Source organism: Inquilinus ginsengisoli, from assembly GCF_031453975.1.
In the GTDB taxonomy this organism is placed as follows: Bacteria; Pseudomonadota; Alphaproteobacteria; order DSM-16000; family Inquilinaceae; genus Inquilinus; species Inquilinus ginsengisoli_A.
The window spans coordinates 165,290-181,045 of the sequence record NZ_JAVDPW010000005.1; the positions used below are offsets into that span (position 1 = coordinate 165,290).

At 70.9% G+C, this 15,756-nt stretch carries 14 protein-coding genes; 5 read left to right on the top strand and 9 right to left on the bottom strand.

From position 1 onward, the window contains the following. Positions 1 to 9 precede the first annotated feature (9 nt). Positions 10 to 384, top strand: a complete 375-nt coding sequence (locus E9232_RS15290; RefSeq protein WP_309795054.1) for a c-type cytochrome — start codon at positions 10 to 12, stop codon at positions 382 to 384. Positions 385 to 464: 80 nt separating this feature from the next. Here the strand turns inward: E9232_RS15290 and E9232_RS15295 are convergent, their stop codons facing one another. The 5 genes from E9232_RS15295 to E9232_RS15315 form a co-directional block, all read right to left on the bottom strand. Next, complete coding sequence (locus tag E9232_RS15295; protein ID WP_309795056.1) at positions 465 to 824, bottom strand: VOC family protein; 360 nt, start codon at positions 822 to 824, stop codon at positions 465 to 467. 24 nt (positions 825 to 848) lie between these two features. Next, positions 849 to 1,700 (bottom strand): AraC family transcriptional regulator, encoded by an 852-nt coding sequence (locus E9232_RS15300; RefSeq protein WP_309795058.1) that lies wholly within the window; start codon positions 1,698 to 1,700, stop codon positions 849 to 851. Between the two features lie 51 nt (positions 1,701 to 1,751). Continuing rightward, positions 1,752 to 2,291 carry a methylated-DNA--[protein]-cysteine S-methyltransferase gene (locus E9232_RS15305; protein WP_309795060.1) on the bottom strand — a complete coding sequence of 180 codons (540 nt, stop codon included), beginning with the start codon at positions 2,289 to 2,291 and terminating at the stop codon, positions 1,752 to 1,754. Positions 2,292 to 2,424: 133 nt separating this feature from the next. After that, the gene (locus E9232_RS15310) at positions 2,425 to 3,345 is read right to left on the bottom strand and encodes a DUF4436 family protein (protein WP_309795062.1); all 921 of its coding nucleotides are present in this window, start codon (positions 3,343 to 3,345) and stop codon (positions 2,425 to 2,427) included. A gap of 81 nt (positions 3,346 to 3,426) precedes the next feature. After that, positions 3,427 to 4,332 carry a LysR family transcriptional regulator gene (locus E9232_RS15315; protein ID WP_309795064.1) on the bottom strand — a complete coding sequence of 302 codons (906 nt, stop codon included), beginning with the start codon at positions 4,330 to 4,332 and terminating at the stop codon, positions 3,427 to 3,429. A 127-nt stretch (positions 4,333 to 4,459) separates the two neighbouring features. Here E9232_RS15315 and E9232_RS15320 point away from each other — a divergent pair, with 127 nt between their 5' ends. After that, complete coding sequence (locus E9232_RS15320; RefSeq protein WP_309795066.1) at positions 4,460 to 5,506, top strand: SDR family oxidoreductase; 1,047 nt, start codon at positions 4,460 to 4,462, stop codon at positions 5,504 to 5,506. A gap of 434 nt (positions 5,507 to 5,940) precedes the next feature. Further along, a complete protein-coding gene (locus E9232_RS15325; RefSeq protein ID WP_309795068.1) occupies positions 5,941 to 8,139 on the top strand; it encodes a hypothetical protein in 2,199 nt (732 codons plus the stop codon). 63 nt (positions 8,140 to 8,202) lie between these two features. Here E9232_RS15325 and E9232_RS15330 read toward each other — a convergent pair whose 3' ends face one another. The 3 genes from E9232_RS15330 to E9232_RS15340 all read right to left on the bottom strand — a co-directional run bounded on the left by E9232_RS15330 (position 8,203) and on the right by E9232_RS15340 (position 11,443). Continuing rightward, positions 8,203 to 9,576, bottom strand: a complete 1,374-nt coding sequence (locus tag E9232_RS15330; RefSeq protein WP_309795070.1) for a carbohydrate porin — start codon at positions 9,574 to 9,576, stop codon at positions 8,203 to 8,205. Positions 9,577 to 9,745: 169 nt separating this feature from the next. Further along, the gene (locus E9232_RS15335; RefSeq protein ID WP_309795072.1) at positions 9,746 to 10,693 is read right to left on the bottom strand and encodes an AEC family transporter; all 948 of its coding nucleotides are present in this window, start codon (positions 10,691 to 10,693) and stop codon (positions 9,746 to 9,748) included. Between the two features lie 129 nt (positions 10,694 to 10,822). Then, complete coding sequence (locus tag E9232_RS15340; RefSeq protein WP_309795073.1) at positions 10,823 to 11,443, bottom strand: TetR/AcrR family transcriptional regulator C-terminal domain-containing protein; 621 nt, start codon at positions 11,441 to 11,443, stop codon at positions 10,823 to 10,825. A gap of 232 nt (positions 11,444 to 11,675) precedes the next feature. Between E9232_RS15340 and E9232_RS15345 the strand changes: the two genes are divergently transcribed. After that, entirely contained in the window at positions 11,676 to 13,109 is a 1,434-nt protein-coding gene (locus E9232_RS15345) for a DHA2 family efflux MFS transporter permease subunit (protein WP_309795075.1), read from the top strand. Here the strand turns inward: E9232_RS15345 and E9232_RS15350 are convergent. Then, positions 13,106 to 13,867: a tRNA-uridine aminocarboxypropyltransferase gene (locus E9232_RS15350; RefSeq protein ID WP_309795077.1), complete on the bottom strand. Its 762-nt coding sequence runs from the start codon at positions 13,865 to 13,867 to the stop codon at positions 13,106 to 13,108. The genes E9232_RS15345 and E9232_RS15350 overlap by 4 nt on opposite strands. Positions 13,868 to 14,005: 138 nt before the next feature. On the opposite strand from E9232_RS15350, the gene E9232_RS15355 reads away from it, so the two are divergent. Continuing rightward, positions 14,006 to 15,682: a diguanylate cyclase domain-containing protein gene (locus E9232_RS15355; protein ID WP_309795079.1), complete on the top strand. Its 1,677-nt coding sequence runs from the start codon at positions 14,006 to 14,008 to the stop codon at positions 15,680 to 15,682. Positions 15,683 to 15,756 lie beyond the last annotated feature (74 nt).

Sequence of the window (15,756 nt, forward strand, 5' to 3'; positions counted from 1 at the left end):
GAAACCATCATGAGATTGACGCACTGGGTCCTGGCGGCCCTTCTGACCGTCGGCGGCATGACGCCGGCCCTGGCCGATGGCGACGCGGCACGGGGCAAGACCCTGTTCTCGCGCTGCAGCGCCTGCCACACGGTGACCGACCAGAACAAGATCGGCCCGCATTTGTCCGGCGTGGTCGGCCGCACCGCCGGCACCGTGGCCGGCTTCAACTACTCCAAGGGCATGGTGGCCTACGCCCAGGTCTGGGACGACACCACGCTGGACACCTTCCTGTCCGGGCCGAACAAGCTCGTGCCCGGCACCAAGATGGCGGCCGGCGCGATCGCCAACCCGCAGGACCGCGCCGACATCATCGCCTATCTCAAGACGCTGACGACACCGTAGTCGGCCGCAGGCCCCATGGGTCCGTCATCGCGAGCCCGGCAGAGGCGTGGCGCTCGCGATGACGGGGCGGGGTGCGGGCCTCACCCCATCCACACCGCCTCGACATTGTTGCCATCGGGGTCGGTCAGGAAGGCGGCATAGTAGGTCGGGCTATAGTCTGCGCGCAGGCCCGGGGCGCCATGGTCGCGGCCGCCGGCCGCAAGCCCGCGGGCATGGAAGCGGTCGACCGCCGCCCGGTCCGGGGCGCGGAAGGCGACATGGGCGCCGGGGCCCGACGCGTCGGACGGGTACAGCCACAGCGCCGCCGCAGCCGGCGGGCCGAAGCCGGCGCCGGACTCGTCGCGGCTGACCAGCCCGTGGCCGAGGGGTGCCAGCACCGCCTCGTAGAAGCGCAGGCTGGCGTCGAGATCGCGGACCTTCAGGCCGATGTGATCGTACATGGATGACCTCCGTTGATCGGGCGGTCATCCTGCGGCGGGCGCGGCCAGCCGTTCTTGGAGGATCTTGCGGTCGCCCTTCGCCGCCTGGCGGAAGCGGCGGGGCGACACCCCGGCGGCGCGGTGGAAGCTGCGCACGAAGTTCGAGAGGTCGCCGAAGCCGACGTCGTAGGCGATGTCGGTGACCGACCGCCCGTCCTCGGCCAGCAGCCGGGCGGCGTGGCGCAGCCGGGCGCGGACGAGATGCTGGTGCGGGGTGACGCCGAGCGACCGGGCGAAGAGGCGCAGGAAGTGGAACGGGCTCAGCCCGGCCGCCCGGGCGGCGCCGTCCAGATCGATCGGTTCGGCGGCATGGGCCTCGATCCACAGCGCCGCCTCGACCGCGCGGCGGCGGTCGCGCGGCGGGGCCTCCGCCGTGGTCCGCGGCCGTCCGGCAACCAGGGCGGTGAAGCGGGCGGCGAAGGCCATGCCGATCTCATCGAGGCCGAGGTCGCTGCGCCCCTCGGCCGCGGCCTGGGCCAGCTCGCCCAGCACCACCAGCCCGGGCAGCGGCGGCAGGGCACCGGCGCGCCAGGTCTCGCTATCGTCGCCGATGGCGTGGACCAGCGCCGGGTCCAGCTCGAAGGACAGGCACTCGTCGCCGCCGGCGTGATGGTCGTGGGTGCAGGTGAACTCGTCGCCGGGATGGCCGACCAGCACCGACCCGGCCACCAGCTCGAAGGCCTCGCCGCGCTGGCGGCAGCCGAAGCTGCCGCGGCGGACATAGGAGACCGAGAAGCCGTCATGCCGCTCGGCGAAGGGCGCGTCGCCCGGCCGCGCGGTGCAGATGTAGTCGAACACCGTGATCGACGGGCGCTGCAGGATCGTCTCGGCGGGCATGCGGCCGAGTCTGCCCCCGGCGGCCCGGCCGGGCAACGGTTTCGTCGGAGGTCAGAACAGCGACGGCTGGCCGCCGGGGGCGGCGCCCTCGATCTGCAGCATGCGCAGCTTGGTGTCGACCCCGCCGGGGGCGGAGAAGCCGCCGGGCTTGCCGCCGGCTGCCAGCACGCGGTGGCAGGGCACGATGATCGGGAACGGGTTGTGGCCCATGGCCTGGCCGACGTCGCGGGCCAGCAGCGGGTCGCCCAGCCGCCTGGCGATCTCGCCATAGGTCATGGTCGACCCCGGCTGGATCTCGCGGGCGATCTCGTAGACCTGGCGCTCGAAGGGCGAAACCCGGTCGAGGTCCAGCGGCACCGCGGTCAGGTCGATCGGCTCGCCCCGCAGCAGGGCGGTGATGCGGCCGATCACCTGCTGGATCTCGGGTGGGGCCGCGGCCTCCTCGGCGCCGGGGCAGCGCCGCAGCAGCCGCATCCGCGTCGTCTCCGCGCTGGACCCCGGCAGCTGCACGCCGGTGACGCCGCGCGGGCCCCAGGCGATGCCGCAGGGCCCGATCGCGGTCTCGAACAGGGTGAAGTGATGCTCGCTCATGGGCCGCATCTTACCGCAGCGGCGCGGGGCCGGCCGCCCGATTCTTGCGGTGGAACCGGTCGGGCAGAGGCTCCCGTCGAGACGGCAGGCATGTCCGCTGTCATCCGAGCGGCCACATGAGAATCCCGCCCCTTCATGGCTTCGCGCCCCGGCGCGCCCAGGCCGCGACGAACAGGCAAAGCGCGATGACCGCCCCGAGCTCGGCCCAGAAGAAGACGAGGACATCGAGCCGGACACCCAGCGGCGGCGCGCCCGGCAACGCCATGCGCAGCGCGGGCAGAGCAAAGATCACGGCGCCGAGCGCGCCGACGAGCGTGACCTCGATCCGCCGGACGCCGATGAACACCAGGCTGCCGATGACCAGGGCGCAGAGCACCATGACGATGATGGCGCCATAGATCGCGATGCCGAAGAACGCGACGGCCCCCGTGCGACGGACCGCGAATTGGAGCTGCAGTTCATCGGCGGTCTGTGCCGTCGCCTGCTGCGCCTTCACGGTGTAGCCGAGGAGACCTTCCCAGACCGTGACACGGATCGGCAGCGGCACCTCAGTGCCGTCCTGGCTTCGTTCACTCGCCGCCAGCGTCATGGCCGATACATACCGGTCGAGGGGATAGTCGCGCACGGTTCCGTCATCGAGATCGAATTCGAAGGTGACCTCGGGGAGAGGCTGGCCAGCCCCGATATGCACATGCTCGATCTGCTTGCCACGCGTGATCCGGATCAGGAAATCGCGATCAGCGGCCGTCGACGCTGCATCCACCAGGGACGGATTAGGCGTCATGCTGATCCGCATCTGGAGAGAATCATTGACCGGATCGACCTGAATCGGCTGCAGGTAGAGCCTGACCCTGGCGTCGCCGGCCGAGGTGCCGAATTCGGTTTCAACCGGTGCGGTCGACACATCGATCCAGGCAAGCGTGAGAGCGTAGGCGATCACACACCCGGCCAGCAGCGCGGCCAGCACCAGGGCCCGGCGCGGCAGCGAAGCGGGTCGTGCCGGTGAAGCGTGTTCTCCGGTTGCATCGGCTGCCGATTTGTCGGAGACGTCCATGACTTCGCGCCGCAGTTTTCGGGATCATTTCAAAGCCGAGGCTAGGCCGGCAAGCCCGATCAACCCACTACCTCCTAAGCCTTAGTCCCGGTCCAGCCCCGGAATGGCCGGCAGGGCGGCGGCGAGGTGGTCGACGAAGGCGCGGACCTTGCGCGGCTGGAAGCGGCCGGGCGGGGTCACCGCCTGCACCTCCAGCGGCGCATAGGCGTAGCCCCGCATCACGCGCACCAGCGCGCCGCTCTCCAGCAGCGTCTGCACCAGCGGCAGTTGGGCGCCGCCGACGCCCAGGCCCTCGCGGATCGCCTCGACCAGCACGAAGGCGTTGTTGGCCAGGAAATGCGACCGCACCCGCACCTCCAGCGGGCCGTCTGGGCCGATCAGCGGCACCGCCTCGCCGCCTGGGGTCCAGCTGAAGCGGATATGGGGGTGCTGCGCCAACTCCTCCGGCGTCTCCGGGCTGCCATGGGCGGCGATATAGTCCGGGGACGCGACCAGGATCCGGCGCAGCGTCGCCAGCCGGCGCGCCACCAGCCCCGACGGCTTCAGCGCGCCCAGGCGGATGGCGACATCGACGCCCTCGCCGATCAGGTCGGCATAGCGGTCGTCCAGGATCAGCTCGACCGTCAGGCCGGGGTGGCGGCGGTGGAAGCCGATCAGGATCGACGCCAGATGCGCCTGGCCGAAACCCACCGGCGCATGCACGCGCAAGGCCCCCTGCAGCGCGTCGGCCGGCCCGGCCAGCCCGTCCTCGGCCTCGGCCAGCGCCTCCAGGATGCGAGTGGCCTGGGCATAATAGCGCTCGCCGGCCTCGGTCAGGGCCAGGCGGCGGGTGGTGCGGTTGATCAGCCGGACGGCCAGCCGCCGCTCCAGCGCCGCGACCTGCTGGCTCACCGCCGGCTGGGTCAGGCCCAGCGCCCGCGCCGCCGCCGACAGGCTGCCCAGCTCCGCGACCCGGACGAAGGTCACCATGGCGGTGAAGCGGTCCACGATCCAATCATCTCAAAGCAGTTCTTATGGATGATAGCATTTTCCCGCGTCTACTCGCGCTAGGCTGAATGGATCATCTCTGGTGCCAGGAGCCGCCACCGGCGGCGATCGGCAACGGAGACCGAAGATGGATCGCAAGGTGGCGCTGGTGGTCGGCGCGCGGGGGGTGATCGGCCGCAACCTGGTCGGGCATCTGGCGACGCTGGAGGATTGGGAGGTCATCGGCCTGTCGCGCCGCGGCGGCGAGGATGCTGGCCGGGTCCGGCATGTCGCGGTGGATCTGCTGGACCGTGACGACGCCAGGGCCAGGCTGGGTGGCCTGCGCGAGGTCACCCACATCTTCTACGCCGCCTTCCAGGACCGGCCGAGCTGGGCCGAGCTGGTGCCGCCCAACCTCGCCATGCTGGTCAACGCGGTCGAGGCGGTCGAAGCCGCGGCGCCGGGCCTGCGCCATATCAGCCTGATGCAGGGCTACAAGGTCTATGGCGGCCATCTCGGCCCGTTCAAGACGCCGGCGCGGGAGGACGACCCCGGGCCGATGCCGCCGGAATTCATGATCGACCAGCTGGCCTGGCTGCAGGCGCGGGCCGGGGGCTGGAGCTGGTCGGCGATCCGCCCCTCGGTGGTCGGCGGCACGGCGCTGGGCAACCCGATGAACCTGGCCGTCGCCATCGCCGTCTACGCGTCGATGTCGAAGGAGCTGGGCCTGCCGCTGCGCTTCCCGGGCAAGCCGGGCGCCCACGACAAGCTGCTGGAAATGACCGATGCCGGCCTCTTGGCCCGGGCCACGCTGTGGGCGGCGACCGACCCGCGCGCCGCCGGCCAGGCCTTCAACATCGCCAATGGCGACCTGTTCCGCTGGAACGACCTGTGGCCGCGGCTGGCCCGCTTCTTCGACCTCGATGTGGCGCCGCCGCTGCCGATGCCGCTCGCCACCATGATGGCGGACAAGGAACCGCTCTGGGCGGCGATGGCGGCGAAGCACGGCCTGGCGCCGGTGCCTTACCAGGACGTGTCGTCCTGGCGCTTCGCCGATTTCGTGTTCGGCTTCGATTACGACATGTTCGCCGACAGCTCCAAGGCGCGGCGCTTCGGCTTCCACGATTTCGTCGACACCGAGGCCATGTTCCTGGGCCTGTTCCAGGACCTGCGCCGGCGCCGGATCATCCCCTGAGGCGCGGGCGGCGACCAAGGCGAGGGCTGTCGGAGACGAGTCTCCGGCAGTCGCGGCATAACAAAACCACAATCGAGTCGTAGGATTACATATTATATTATTGAATGGAGGGAATCATTGACCCATGACGGTACCAAATTCCAAGGAAACCTGAAGAATCGGTAGGAGCGTGTACGCTCCCTGATACGCCGAATATCAATATATTCATCAAGAAAATGATCATCCCGGCGGCCGCTGAAGGACCGCCCCGGATGTCTCCTGGGCAATGCGAGACGAGGACAGGCTGTGGCGCCCGTGCCGGTTCCGGCATGACGACGGCGCCTGGCCGACGGCGCAGCCAGGGACGTCCGCGCAACCTGCCTCCCATCCCCATCCGCGCGTGACGGCGGGACCGGAACCTTCCGGCGCCCCGGTCCGCGCCCAGGAGGCTTATCATGGCGAAGAGACCCGACACTTCCAGGGATCACGGCATCGCCGTCCGCGTGGCGCTGCCGGAGGATGAGCGCGCCCGCAAGGCGTCGCTCGCCGTCTACGCGTTCTCGCAAGGCGGCAGGCTGCTTGACATGAAGCCGGTGGAGGCGAAGGGCGAGGCCGCCCTCCGCGTCCCCATCGGTGCCGAGGGCACCAATCTGCGGCTGCTGGTCGGTCCGCGGCTGGAGGGCGACGACCGCTCGCTGGCCGAGCTGGTGCGCCGCGGCGCGGTCGAGCGTCATCTGCGCGTCGATCTCGGCGCCGAGCGCCTGGCGATCGATATCCCGGTGCGGATCGACCAGATCCTGTGCTGGCTGCGCGGCCTGTGCTTCGTCAACGGCACCGTGCTGAAGCGCACCACGCTGGGCGGGCAGAGCATCGACCTGCCGGTCTGCGACGCCACCGTCGAGGTCTATGAGGTCGACCGCTTCATCATCATCCTGCCGAAGCTGCCGAAATGGGTGATCGACCGGCTGCGCGACATCATCCTGCATCCGGTGCCGTTGCCCGACCCGATCCCGGACCCGCTGCCCGGCCCGTTCCCCGGCCCGTTCCCCCCGGGACCCGGCCCGGACCCGGCGCCGTTCCAGGCCGGCGCGGGGCTGCGGCGCCTCGACCCCGCGGCCGCGCCGCAGCTCGCCCACACCCATGCCGAGGCGGCGACCGCCCTGGCCGGGCTGGAGCAGGCCAGCACCCTGCGCTTCGCGGCACGGACCGCCAGTGACCTCGACTTCCAGCGCGCCCTTCTGGACCACGAGCTGCTGCTGCGGCCGATCTTCTGCATTCTGTTCCCCGGCTTCTTCACCATGCAGCGGGTGGCCACCGCGCACACCGACGATTGCGGCCACTTCCACACGCTGTTCTTCCAGGGCTGCAACAACCACGACACGCCGGACCTGTACTTCAAGGTCAAGCAGCGCTTCCTGTTCTGGGACATCACCATCTACGCGCCGACCCCGGTGCCCTGCTACACGTGGTGGAACTACATGTGCGGGTCCGAGGTCACGCTGGTCACCCACCATCCGCTGGCGCGGACCTGCCCGCCCTGCGCCCCGGTGGTGGCCGGCGACAACTGGGTGCTGTTCACCGCCATCGGCCAGACCTCGATGAACGCGATCTTCGGTGATTCCGCTGCGCTGCAGGGCACCACGACCGCGGCCAACCGCGGCCTGACCAACGGCGGCGCGCCCTTCGGCGGCACGCTGCGGCCGCAGCTGCTGTTCGACAACAGCCTGCGCGAATCCCTGGGCGTGAAGTACTACCGCCTGTTCTGGCGCCGCGCCGGCACCGTCGACTGGTTCCAGATGCTGGACGATGTCGGCCGGCACTACACCTTCGACGGCGGCGGCGGGCAGCCGGTCAGCGCGCTGTACAAGCTGGGGCCGCTGTCGCCGCCCGAGGCGCCGGTCGCCAACCTGTTCGAGATCCCGCCGTCGCTGCCGCCGCAGGGCGTCTGGGGGCCGGTGATCGCGCCGGTCGACTACCAGAACGGGGTCTTCGACACGACGCTGCCGGCGCCGGGCATCAGCTACGACGCCAACGGCGCCGAGGTCGGCACCGACCATTCCGGCAAGTTCGAGATCCGGCTCGAGCTGTTCGACACCGCCGGCGCCCCGGTGAACATCGGCGCGCTCGGCATCCGCTACTTCGTGCCGGATGTCGACAACCTGGCCGGCGCGATCACCACGGTGGAGGCGGCCCCGCTGGGCCTGGTCGACGGCAACGCCATGGTCGTAACCGTCCATGTCGACAACAACCCGACCTATGCCGAGATCGATGCGCCGACCATCGGCATGGCCTCGGCCGACCCGTGCTGCGGCGTGCTCGGCTTCTCGGCCGGCGACATGGTCACGCTGCCGTGGCGGGCAAAGCACAAGAATGGCTTCGCCAGCTACAGCTTCACCACCAAGCGGGTCGACCAGGTGGTGTTCGCGACATCCGGGCCGGTCGGGCTGGTCGGCAACCACAGCACGGTGCAGAGTGCCCAGGGGCTGATGGACCTGAACCTGCCGGTCGGCTGCCTGCCGGGCGGCTGCAACGTCGCTGCCTTCGCCTCCCTCGAATACGTCACGGCGATGGCGACCGACGGCTGGGGCCGGCTGCAATACCTCGACAGCGGCGACTTCGAGGCCTTCACCCTCAGCCGGAGCGGGCCGGCCTAGGATCTGCAGGGATGAAGACAGGAGGGCTCCCCGCTCCGGCGGGGGGCCTTCTCGGGCCGCGGCCTAGAACGTCACCGTCGTGCGCAGGCCGAGGACGGCGGCGTCGCCGATCGGCCGCGACGGATCCTCCGGGTCGGGGATATGGCCGCCGGGGCTGAAGACGTACTGAAAATCTGGCTGCAGCGTCCACCAGGGGGCGATCTGCGCCTGGTAGGTCGCCTCCAGCACGGTCTCGCCGCTGCGGATCGGGCGGCCGCTGCCGGAGAACGCGGCGACGTCTGCGTCCAGGTCCCTGGCCCTGGCGCCGATCCGGGCATAGACCACGCCGAGGCCGGCGGTGTCGTCCGGCCGCCCCGCAAGCAGGCCCTTGTAGCTGGCGCCGGCATTGACGAAGAGGTCGACCTCGTTGCGGTCGCCGGGCGCGGCCATGATACGCGCGAACAGGCCGAGGCCCTGGTCCTTGGTGCCCGGCACCCGATAGATCATCTGGTCCGCCAGGGCGTAGAGGCCCCAGTCGTCGCGGTGCAGCAGGGCGACGCCGTCGCTCGCCGGGTCGGCCAGGGACAGGCCGTTGTCGTCGAAGCGCTGGTCGGCAAAACGGTTCGAATTGTACCAGGCCCCGAGCTTGTAGGTGCCGGGCAGGCCGTCCCCGTCGCCATTGACCGCGTATTGGGCCTCGCCGATCAGGAAGGCGCCCTTGTCGACACGGAACGACGTGCCGGAGCCGTTGTCGTCGGGATCGCCGTTATAGAGGCCGACCAGCAGCGTCAGCGCATCCGTCGGCTGGGCCTTCACCCGGATGCCGGGCGTCGCCAGGGGATAGGCGGGGCCGCCCGAAGGCAGGTCGATTGCCGCCAGGGTCGGCCAGCCGAAGCCGGAATTGACGAACAGGGCGCCGTACTGGCTGACGGCGAATTCCTGGTCCGCCGCCTGCTGGCCGATGCGGATCGCCGCCTTGCCGCCCAGCAGGGATTGTTCGTACCACAGCTCGAACAGCCGGGTGGAGGGCGGTGCCTCGATGCCGCTGACGGTGTTCAGATTGTCCAGGTTGGTGGCGCTCAGCCCCCGGCCATGGATCTGGAAGGCGCTGGCATTGATGGTGCCGCCATCGATCCCCAGCAGCTTGCCGGTGTCGACCGACAGGGTGGCCAGCGTGGCGCCTTCATAGATCGCACCGCGATGGACCCCGCCGGTGACGTTGCCCAGCACCTCGCTGGTCTCCTGCAGGCTCAGCTGGACTCCCGCATCGCCCAGCCGGCTGCGGATGCCGCCGAGATCCCCGAACAGCGTATCCCGGCCCCACAGGCCGTCATCGGCCGCGGGTGTGGAGCCCGCATCCGGAACGGTCTGCGCGAAAGCGGACGGGATGGCCGGCAAGCCGCCGGCCACGCAGGACAACGCCAGAAGCCAGCGCCGGACCGCCGGGGGCCTACCCATAATCTTTACCATCTGGTCCATCCTGCCGAAGGCGCTCGGCCGGCCACCATGAGCAGCGCGGACCGGGCCGGCAAGTGACAAGAAGGCAAGCTTCACCCTCCGCAGGGCCACGCCGCAGCTCCTCCACCCCCTCGGCCGGCAGCGGATAGCCGGCCAGCCTCTCGACCCCTCAGCCCGCTCGTGCCGCAAATCCTGAAAGTGCATAAAGCCAACCCAGCAGCGTCGCGACCGACAGCAGCGTCGTGATCGAGACCGTGGCCGCGACCAGCGGCTGCTCCACCTTGTATTCGCCGGCCAGGATATAAACCGTCTTCGCGGTCGGCACGGCCGCACAGACCACGGCGGCGATCGTGTAGAGCGGGTTGAGGCCCGATGCCGCGCTCAGCCCGTAGACGATCAACGGCATCACCAGAAGCTTCACAGCCGCCAGGCCGAAGGACGCCGCGAGGTTCGAGCGCATGCCCTCGACCGACAGGCCGAGCCCGATGGCGAAAAGCGCGCACGGGGTGAGCGCGGCGGCAAGGATGTTCAGATAGGCCGCGACCGGGGCCGGGATCGGCAGGCCCGTGATCGCCCCGGCCAGGCCGATGACGGTCGAGAGCACCATCGGATTGAGCAGAATCTGCTTCGCCAGGACGACCGGGCGTGCCGACCGCCCGCGTGCGGCGTGTTCCCCGCTTTCCAGGAGGACCACGGTCACGGGGAACATCACCGCCGCCACGAACACGGTGGCGATGGCGGCGGGCAGGACGGCGGGCTGGCCGTAGATGGCGTGCAGGACCGGCAGCGCCACGAAGCCGGTGTTGGTCATCGCCGCCGCCATGCCGTGGATGGTGCTGCTGGCGAGATCACGTCCCCACCCGATGCGGACGGCCAGGAACACCAGTGCGAAGCACAGGATGGACCCGCCGCCGAAGGCCAGCAGGAACCGCCATTCCAGAAGATTGCGCGCCGGCTCCTGCGCGATGGTGACGATCAGCAGCGCCGGCATGGCGATGTTGTAGGCGAAATGCACCAGGCCATCGGCCAGGGACCGCGAGAGGTAGCCGGACCAGCCGGCCAGCCATCCGGTGACGATGATCGCAAACACGGGAAGGACCAGGTCGGCAACGTCCATCTTGGCTCCCCCTGGGCGGTGGGCTGATCAGCCGCGTCATGCGCGCACAGCGAAGCATACCGCGCCCAGCCGAATTCGCCCTGATGTCGCAGCCGGGGTGCCCTGGATCCGGCCGGGAGGTCCGGCCGCTCACCGCGCCAGCCTGGCCGCGATGCCGTCGAGCAGCAGGCCGAGGCCGAAATCGAACGCGGCATCCGGGTCGGCGTCGCGCACCACCGCCATGCCCTCGGCCAGCCGGGGATAGGCGGCCAGCTCCGCGGCGGACATCCGCTCGCCCTCGCGCTCGCCGGCATCGGCGGCGTCGGCCTGCTCCTCCAGCACCCAGCCGACGACATAGCGGCCGATCGCGATCTCGGCGCGCAGCGCGTCGGCCGGGCTGAGGCCGTGCGCGCACAACAGGGCGGTCTCGGATTCGACCGCGGCGAACTCCGCCGGCTCCGGCCGGGTGCCGGCATGCAGCCGGGCGCCGTCGCGCCGCGCCAGCAGCCCCCGGCGGAACCGGCGCGCATCCTCGGCGATCCAATCCCGCCAGTCGGCGCCGGGGTCGACCGGCCGGTCCATCCCGGCCGCCTCCATCATCGCCTTGGCCATGGCGTCCAAGAGCGCGCGCTTGTTCTTGAAGTGCCAGTACAGGGCCGGCGACTGCACGCCCAGCCGCTCGGCCAGGCGGCGGGTGGTCAACCCGTCGATGCCGACCTCGTCCAGCAGATCCAGCGCCGTCCGGATCACCACGTCCCGCTGCAGCTTCATCGTCTGGTCTCCGGGCCGTCCACTCTCCCGACGTCATTGCGAGGAGGCGCAGCCGACGAATCCATCCATGCCAGGCGGCGCCATGGATTGCTTCGGTGCGCTCGCAATGACGGTGTGGGGCGGGGCATCGGGTGTGTCCTGGTCAGTCGGCTCTGCGGTCGAGGCGCTTGACATCCTAGCCGCGTTCAGTTCCTTATCGATGATAAATTTATCATCGATAAGGAACCTTGCCATGGTCTCCATCGCCCCTGCGGCGGCCGCAACGCTGGACAGGATCCCGGCCGCGCTGTGGCGCCAGGCCGCGATCCTGGTCGGTGGCGGCTTCCTGTCACGGCTCACCACCTCGATCGTGAACATCGGTCTGGCGCCGATGGGCGAGGGCTTCGGCGTGTCGCTCGACACCATGCAATGGGTTGCGACCGGCTATCTGCTGGCCCTGGCCGCCTCGATCCCGATCTGCAGCTGGGCGGCGCGACGGGTCGGGCCGACCCGGCTGTGGTTCGCCAGCCTGGCCCTGTTCACCCTGGCCTCGGTCGCCTGCGCCCTGTCGGCCACGGCCGGGCAGCTGATCGCGGCGCGGGTGCTGCTGGGCCTGTGCGGCGGCCTCCTGGTGCCGGTCGGGCAGATGCTGCTGGGCATGGCGGCCGGGCCGCGGCGGATGGGCCGGATGATGGGCACGATGGGCCTGGTCGTGGTGCTGGCCCCGGCGATCGGCTCCACCGTCGGCAGCGCGCTCCTGGCGTGGCACGGCTGGCCCTGGCTGTTCTGGATCAACGTGCCGGTCGGCCTCGCCGCCCTTTTGGCCGGCTGGCTCTGGCTGCCGCGCGTCGGGCCCGGCGCCGCGGGGCCCGCCGGCCGGCTCGACCTCCCCGGCCTGGTGCTGATGACCCTCGGCCTGCCGCTGATGACCTGGGGCGTCGTCGCCATCGCCCAGGCCGGCGGCTTCGGCGCCGCGGCGGCGGATGGCGCGCTGCTGCTGGGCCTGACCCTTATCGTCGGCTTCGCGCTGCGGGCGCGGCGGATGGAGGCGCCGCTGATCCGCATCCGCCTGCTGCGCGAGCGCGTCTTCGGTTCGGCCGGGCTGATCCTGCTCTGCGGCGGCTTCACCGTGTACGGGGCGCAGATCGCCCTGCCGCTCTACTACCTGCTGGTGCGCCACGAGACGGTGTTCATGACCGGCCTCTTGATCCTGCCGCAGGATCTCGGCATCGCCCTGGCCATGCCGCTGGCCGGGCGGCTGGCCGACCGCTTCGGCGGCGGCCGGCTGGTGGTGGCCGGCGTCATCCTGACCGTGCTCGGCACCGTGCCGCTGGCCCTGCTGGAGATCCACACCAGCTATCTCTGGCTCTCCGCCGTGCTGGCGGTGCGCGGCTTCGGCATGGTGCTGTCGGGCATGCCGGCGATGACCGCGGCCCTGGCCTCGCTGCCGAAGGAGCGGGTGCCGGACGGGGTGCCGCTGCTGAACATCCTCGACCGCACCGGCGCCTCGATCGGGGCGGCGCTGGCGGTGGCGCTGTTCGGCCTGTTCCTGCCGCCGGGGCCGGCCTACCCGATGGGGGCGCTGATTGCCTTCGACGCCACGCACGGCATCCTGGCACTGGTCGCGGCGCTGCCGCTGCTGCCGGCGCTCATGCTGCTGCGGGCGGAGCGCGGTGCCAGGGCCTAGGAGGCGCGGGACCGGCCGCGGCGCTGCTGCGGCCGGCGGCGATCGGGGCGCGGACCGTCTGCCCGGGGTGGCCGCGCCGGCTGGGTGGCGCGGTAGCGGTCGAGCATCCGGGCGAAGCTGGCCAGCAGTGCGGTCTCGATCTCCGGCCGCCCCTCCAGCCGGCTCAGCAGCAGGGCGGAGGATTCCAGCGTCGACAGCGCCTCGCGCCGGGGCTCGCGCCGCAGCTTGCCGTACAGCGAGGGGCGCTGCGGCCGCAGCGCGATGCGCTTGCCCTTCAGCATCCAGGCGTTGCGCCACCACAGGGTCTTGGCCTGGCTCCAGGTGCCGTCCAGCACCACCACGCCCTCGATCTCGGCCAGCGCCTCATCCTGCTCGGGCAGGGCCTCGCCCTTCTTGTCCAGCACCACCAGCTCGCGGCCCGGCGGGAAATCCTCCGGCCGCATCGAGCCGAGATACAGCACGGCCCAGCGCTTCGGGTCGGCCGGCCGGCCCAGGGCGGCCGCCAGGCTGGGCCAGGACAGGCCGATCTTGAACACCGCATCCTTGAAGTGCAGCGCCGTCAGCCGGGCGGTGCCCAGCTCCTTCACCTGCTCCTGCGGGTGCTGCAGGATCAGGAGCGCGATGCGGTTGTCGATCGGCTCCACGCCGTCGCAGACGCACAGCGCCATCGGCTTCACGCAGCGCGGGCATTCCGCCTCCGTCGCGCCCGGCTGGGGTGCGTCGTCGGCGGCGGCGAGGGGATCTTCGGCTCCGGTCATCCCGGTGTTGAACCGCACTCCGGCCGCCGACGCAAGCCGCGCGGCCCTGCGACGCGTCGGCGTCGCGTCGGGAAATGCTTCAACTCTGGCGTCCCTGTGTCATGCTCGCGAGACAGAAGAGGGACATCCGGCCAAGCGGTGCCCAGACAGAACAGGGATCCTGCCGGGACGGCCGACGATCTGCCGGACGCCCTGGTCCTCGCAGAGCTTTCGTCCGATGCCATGATCGCCACCGATGATGGCGGCCGGATCCTGTTTGCCAACCCGGCCGCGGTGGTCCTGTTCGGGCGGGCGGACCTGCTCGGCCGCAGGGCGGATACGCTGGTCGTCCCCTGGGCGGCCGGACCGGACGGCACCCGGGTCCGGGCGACGATCCTGCCGCACGGGGCCCCGCCGATTCCGGTCGAACTGGCCTTCGCCGCCTGGCACAAGGGCGCGCGGCGGATCCTGGGGGCGGTCATCCGCACCGTATCGGCCGCCGGCGATGCCCTGGCCGCGGCGCTCGACCGGGCCGACCGCGCCGAGGCCGAGCTGCAGCAGCGCGACCGGCGCCTGCAAGACCTGGTCGAGATGCTGCCGGAGGCGATCGCCGTGTTCGATGCCGAGGACCGCTACGTCCTGTGGAACCGGAAATACGCCGAGCTGTACCCCGAGATCGCGCCGCTGCTGGGCGCCGGGGTGCCATTCGTCGACATCCTGCGGGCCAGCATCGCCACCGGCGAGATGCCGGAGCGGACGGACGACCCCGAGGCCTGGCTGGCGTGGCGGATGGCCCAGCACGGCAAGCCGCAGAGCCAGGACGAGCAGCAGTTCCGCGACGGCCGCTGGGTCCGCCACGACGAGCGGCGCACCGCCGATGGCGGCGTCATCGGCGTGCGCGTCGACATCACCGACCTGAAGCGCCGGGAAGCCTCGCTGCGGCTGCTGTTCGAGGCCAATCCGGTGCCGATGGTGCTGGCGGATGCCGACGGTTTCGCCATCTTCTCGGCCAATGAGGCGGCGGTCGAACGCTACGGCTACGACCTCGACCGTTTCATCGGGCTGACGCTGCTGGACCTCTACCTGCCGGCGCAGCGCAAGACCGCCTCCGCCCGGCTGCTCGCCCCCGGCGACGGCCATGACGACGAGCGGGTGTGGGCGCAGCGGACGGCGGCGGGAGAGGAGGTCAAAGTGCTGACCTTCGTCCGGTCGCTGACCCATGACGGGCGCCAGGCCCTGCTGGTGGCGCTGATCGACGTCACGGAGCGGGTGCGGTCCGAGGCGCACATCACCCATCTGGCGCATCACGATCCGCTGACCGGCCTGGCCAACCGCTTCCACTTCTCCGGCCGGCTGGCGGAGATCCTGGGCCGGCCGCGGCCGGCGGGCGAGGCAGTGCTGCTGCTGTATCTCGACCTCGACGGCTTCAAGCCGGTGAACGACGCCTTTGGTCACGCGGTCGGCGACATGGTGCTGCAGCTGGTGGCGCGCCGTCTGACCGAAGCGGTGGGCGAGGATCATGTGGTGGCGCGGCTCGGCGGCGACGAATTCGCCGTCATCCTCACCGTGCAGTCCGAGCCGCCGGAGACCGCGGCGGCGCGGCTGCTGGCGCTGCTGTCGCAGCCCTTCGAGGCGGACGAGGCGCGGGTGACGATCGGGGTCAGCATCGGCGTCGCGGTCGCCCGCGACCGGCACATCGACCCGGACCGGCTGATGGTCCAGGCCGACACCGCGCTGTACCGGGCCAAGGCCGCCGGCCGCAACCGCTGGTGCGTCTACACCCCAGACATGGAACTCGCCTCGACCCGGGCATCGGACCCCAAGACCGCCGGCTGACCCGGCCCATCCGCTTGCATCCGCCCGCCGGCCGGCGGACTATGGTTCCGTCGTTCCCTGATCGGATGCCGTCC

What these genes read in the sequence shown, in the direction of transcription:
- E9232_RS15305 (WP_309795060.1), bottom strand. Translation starts at nt 2,291, where the DNA reads ATGAGCGAGCATCACTTCACCCTGTTCGAGACCGCGATCGGGCCCTGC.
- E9232_RS15340 (WP_309795073.1), bottom strand. Translation starts at nt 11,443, where the DNA reads ATGAAGCTGCAGCGGGACGTGGTGATCCGGACGGCGCTGGATCTGCTG.
- E9232_RS15320 (WP_309795066.1), top strand. Translation starts at nt 4,460, where the DNA reads ATGGATCGCAAGGTGGCGCTGGTGGTCGGCGCGCGGGGGGTGATCGGC.
- E9232_RS15345 (WP_309795075.1), top strand. Translation starts at nt 11,676, where the DNA reads ATGGTCTCCATCGCCCCTGCGGCGGCCGCAACGCTGGACAGGATCCCG.
- E9232_RS15350 (WP_309795077.1), bottom strand. Translation starts at nt 13,867, where the DNA reads ATGACCGGAGCCGAAGATCCCCTCGCCGCCGCCGACGACGCACCCCAG.
- E9232_RS15310 (WP_309795062.1), bottom strand. Translation starts at nt 3,345, where the DNA reads ATGGACGTCTCCGACAAATCGGCAGCCGATGCAACCGGAGAACACGCT.
- E9232_RS15290 (WP_309795054.1), top strand. Translation starts at nt 10, where the DNA reads ATGAGATTGACGCACTGGGTCCTGGCGGCCCTTCTGACCGTCGGCGGC.
- E9232_RS15335 (WP_309795072.1), bottom strand. Translation starts at nt 10,693, where the DNA reads ATGGACGTTGCCGACCTGGTCCTTCCCGTGTTTGCGATCATCGTCACC.
- E9232_RS15300 (WP_309795058.1), bottom strand. Translation starts at nt 1,700, where the DNA reads ATGCCCGCCGAGACGATCCTGCAGCGCCCGTCGATCACGGTGTTCGAC.
- E9232_RS15325 (WP_309795068.1), top strand. Translation starts at nt 5,941, where the DNA reads ATGGCGAAGAGACCCGACACTTCCAGGGATCACGGCATCGCCGTCCGC.
- E9232_RS15295 (WP_309795056.1), bottom strand. Translation starts at nt 824, where the DNA reads ATGTACGATCACATCGGCCTGAAGGTCCGCGATCTCGACGCCAGCCTG.
- E9232_RS15330 (WP_309795070.1), bottom strand. Translation starts at nt 9,576, where the DNA reads ATGGGTAGGCCCCCGGCGGTCCGGCGCTGGCTTCTGGCGTTGTCCTGC.